Here is a 3,751-nt window from a genome sequence, read left to right on the forward strand (position 1 = left end):
CTTTTACATCAATTATGGCTACGTCTGATGCCAGCATACTTTTTAGAACACCACCCGATTTTTTATGATATAGCGACAACATACAAAAATGATTATTGTGCTTGATAAGACAGTTTCACACCGGCGATAAAGCCATCATTATCTTGAAAATCACCAACGATTTTATCAGTGGGTAACGCGCCTTTAGCATCACCGAACCACAAATATTTGCCACCAGCGGATACTGCCCAGTTTTCAGTGACGTTATATTTTGCACCAAGGCCAACACTGTAGTAGCCTTCGACAGGACCAAGCGACGTTACAGGATTGCCAGCACCACTATCCCAACCAACGGTACCACTAACCGCTAGTACTGGTGTCATACGCTTAGCTAAACCAAGCTCTACTTGCCATTGGTCATCATCATACTCAACCAAGTTTAGACCATCGGGTCGTTCAGCGTTTTTACTCACTTCATTGTATAATGGCGGTGTAATGACAAAATCGCTCCACGGTACCCAGCGTACTTTAGCAGTGGCTAATGTCGTCGGGTTAATACCTGTTTGGAAGTCAAAGTTGACAGATTTAGGTGTTGTAATTTCATACTCACTCTTTTGACTAGCTGACAGTGCACCTCCAGAAATAATAGACCTAATAGGATAGGTTTCAGCTATATCTACATTATGTTCAATCTCAGAACGGTACGTCAGCGCTGCTTTTAAAGCAATCTCAGGCTTATAATAGGCCACACCTGCTATGTAACCATAATCCATATCAGGGTTGCTGGTCGAAGTGTAACCACTAGCAGGGCCGTATGCCAGTCCACGAAGCTTGGTTTCTGATTGAATACGCTGTGCGACTGGGCCACCATACACTTGGAAGTTTTTATTTTCACCGAACTTCACACCAAGTATACCTGTCAAGCTTTGACTACGTACTTCGACGTTAGTATTTTCACCAGCGGCACTTGTCTCAGCTGTGGCTATCGCACCCGCAGTTGGCTGATCAACTCCGTCAGCTACCAACTCACCAGCAGACTCACCTAAATTATCGTTTGCCACAAAATTACTTTCAGTATACTCGGCAGCAGCACCGAAAGGTTCATCATATAAAACACCAATACTAAACGTATCATCAATATCAGTTTTTACACCATAACGAAAAAAGTCATAAGGCTCAGCGATATCACCTGTTTTATTACCACGTTCATAATCATTACTATAAGGATTAGTATTGGCAGTATCATAACCACTCACATCGGCATCGATATAAGTATAAACGGCTTCAGCATAAGTGCCATCTTGAAAGAAAGCGGTGACATCTTGACCAGAACGATCAAGACCAGCTGCATTGGTGACGCTGGCTATAGAAAGGGTAGCAATCGCTACTGCGAGGGTTTTCAAATGAAAGTGATTGCGCATTGTGTATCTCCAACGATCCTTGTTGTATTACTACTTCAATAACCAATATATGGCATTGCTGCGCTTAACATTGAGGTTATCAAAGTCGTGTCCTAACTTGAATACTAATGCCTTTTAGACACTAAAACAACAAACAAAGCAGTTTATTTCCCAATTATGACTGAACAGTATAAATAGCATATTAGTACTTGATTTTCTAATAATATATATTTTATAGCACTCTTAACATTATCTAGACACAGCTAACGCTTGTAAAATCCGCAAAAACTAGAGGTAATAAAATTTTCTATAAAGCTGTTACAGGTAGCAATATGTGCACAAAAAAAGCGACCCGTATAGAGTCGCTTTTTTTTCATTGCCAAATATATTACTTAGCAATATAACCATCATGGAACACAATCATGATGAAACTTAATCATGGTGAAATTTAGTCATGGTGAAACTTACTTTGCTTGATAAGAAACTTTCATACCAACTACAAAAGCGTCATTGTCTTCAAAGTTGCCAACAACATTTTTGGTCGGCACCTGACCATCAGCATCACCAAGCCATAGGTATTTACCACCCGCTGAAACTGCCCAGTTTTCTGTGACATTATACTTAGCCCCTAAACCGGCACTATAGTAACCCTCTGTAGGGCCTAATGAGGTCACAGGATTGCCAGCACCACTATCCCACCCAACGGTACCACTGACCGCTAAAGCTGGATTCAAACGTTTGGCAAGACCTAGCTCAACTACCCATTGATCTTCATCATAACTGACTAACGGTAGGCCGTCTGGTTGATAAGCAGCGTTCAGTTTACTAACGTCATTGTATAGTGACGGTACAATTGAGAAATCACCCCATGGCACCCAACGTACTTTTGCAGTTGCTAATGTCGTTGGATTGATACCCGTTTGAAAATCAAAGTTGACTGACTCAGGGGTAGTAATATCAATATCACCTGATCTTGGACCAAATCCAGGGAAGCTTGCTACTGCAGGGTAACTTTCTGCAGCATCAGCTGTATGTTCAATCTCTGAACGGTACGTCAACGCCGCTTTTAGTGCAATTTCAGGCTTACTGTAGGAAACACCAGCAATATAACCATACTCTTGATCTGGGCTGATGTGGGTCGTATAACCATTCGCAGCACTATAGGCTGTACCGCGCAGCTTTACATCAGCTTTAACACGCTGGGCCACTGGACCGCCATATACTTGGAAGTTTTTATTTTCACCAAATTTTGCACCGACGATACCGGTAATACTCTCAGTACGGACTTCTACATTCGTACCTTCACCACTAGCGTCGACGAAATTGTTGTCACCACTATAGTCAGCCGCAGCACCAAAAGGCTCATCATATAAGATACCAACACTATAAGTATCATTGAGGTCTGCTTTTACACCGTAACGAAAGAAATCATAAGATTCGGCGATGTCACCAATTTTGTTACCTGCCACATCATTACCTGTCACATCAGCATCGATGTAAGTATAGACAGCCTCGGCATAAGTACCGTCTTGTAAAAATGCAGTAATATCCTGACCTGAACGATCAAGGCCAGCAGCACTAGCAACACTAGCAACAGAAAAAGCAGCAACAGCCACTGTTAGATTTTTGAGATGGAAGGTATTGCGCATTATATGTCTCCAAACGTCCGCATTGTTTTACTGCATACCGGTTTTTTGTGAGTAAGCAGTATCCTAGATGGGGAATAGTAATGATTTTTAAACATTAAAACAACCGTAAGGATACATTATTTATTCTGTATGACCAAGTAGTCATTGTTAGATATGTATATCCATAAATAGAAATATACTCGATTCATGTTGAAAATTTTTACAGACGCACCATCAGTGCTCTGATCAAAGAATAAAACACACTCTAGTAATGAGGTGGTCTATCTGCCATCACATCAAATGGCGCAATACCACTGTCTGTATCTTGATCCTTAACTTGTTTATAAATCAACTGCAGCTGTCGTTGTAATGTCTGAATATCTTTATCTTGCCGCGCAATCACTTCATCGAGACGATCGACTATTACCTCAAGATGTGCCATGCTCATTTGCAGGTCAATAACCTGCTGCATTTGTGATTCAGCCTGCACAACTGAGTCATCAGTTTGAGCATTATCTTCAGCGTTGTTTTCAGCATTGTCTTTAGTGTTAGGTGGATTCATGTCTTTCTCTGGGTTATCGTAAATATAAAGCTAGGCATGTCGTCAATCAGCACATTGATACATTTAACGACCTTAAATATACCCCACTCTCAACTTCGAAAGTGATTGAAAAAAGAAGAGCACCTCACTAATCTATTGTTTTCGACCAAGAATACAATGGAGTTGTGAGATGCCCATAGACG

Annotated in this window: 3 protein-coding genes; all 3 read right to left on the minus strand. The window is 41.1% G+C overall.

The genetic code is table 11. From position 1 onward, the window contains the following. Positions 1 to 92: 92 nt before the first annotated feature. Complete coding sequence (locus EI164_RS15085; RefSeq protein WP_192520754.1) at positions 93 to 1,400, minus strand: OmpP1/FadL family transporter; 1,308 nt, start codon at positions 1,398 to 1,400, stop codon at positions 93 to 95. 443 nt (positions 1,401 to 1,843) lie between these two features. After that, positions 1,844 to 3,028 (minus strand): OmpP1/FadL family transporter, encoded by a 1,185-nt coding sequence (locus EI164_RS15090; protein ID WP_192520755.1) that lies wholly within the window; start codon positions 3,026 to 3,028, stop codon positions 1,844 to 1,846. 244 nt (positions 3,029 to 3,272) lie between these two features. Continuing rightward, a complete protein-coding gene (locus EI164_RS15095) occupies positions 3,273 to 3,569 on the minus strand; it encodes a SlyX family protein (RefSeq protein ID WP_192520756.1) in 297 nt (98 codons plus the stop codon). Positions 3,570 to 3,751 lie beyond the last annotated feature (182 nt).

It is taken from the genome of Psychrobacter sp. FME13 (assembly GCF_014861395.1).
Lineage (GTDB): Bacteria > Pseudomonadota > Gammaproteobacteria > Pseudomonadales > Moraxellaceae > Psychrobacter.

What these genes read in the sequence shown, in the direction of transcription:
- EI164_RS15085 (WP_192520754.1), bottom strand. Translation starts at nt 1,400, where the DNA reads ATGCGCAATCACTTTCATTTGAAAACCCTCGCAGTAGCGATTGCTACC.
- EI164_RS15090 (WP_192520755.1), bottom strand. Translation starts at nt 3,028, where the DNA reads ATGCGCAATACCTTCCATCTCAAAAATCTAACAGTGGCTGTTGCTGCT.
- EI164_RS15095 (WP_192520756.1), bottom strand. Translation starts at nt 3,569, where the DNA reads ATGAATCCACCTAACACTAAAGACAATGCTGAAAACAACGCTGAAGAT.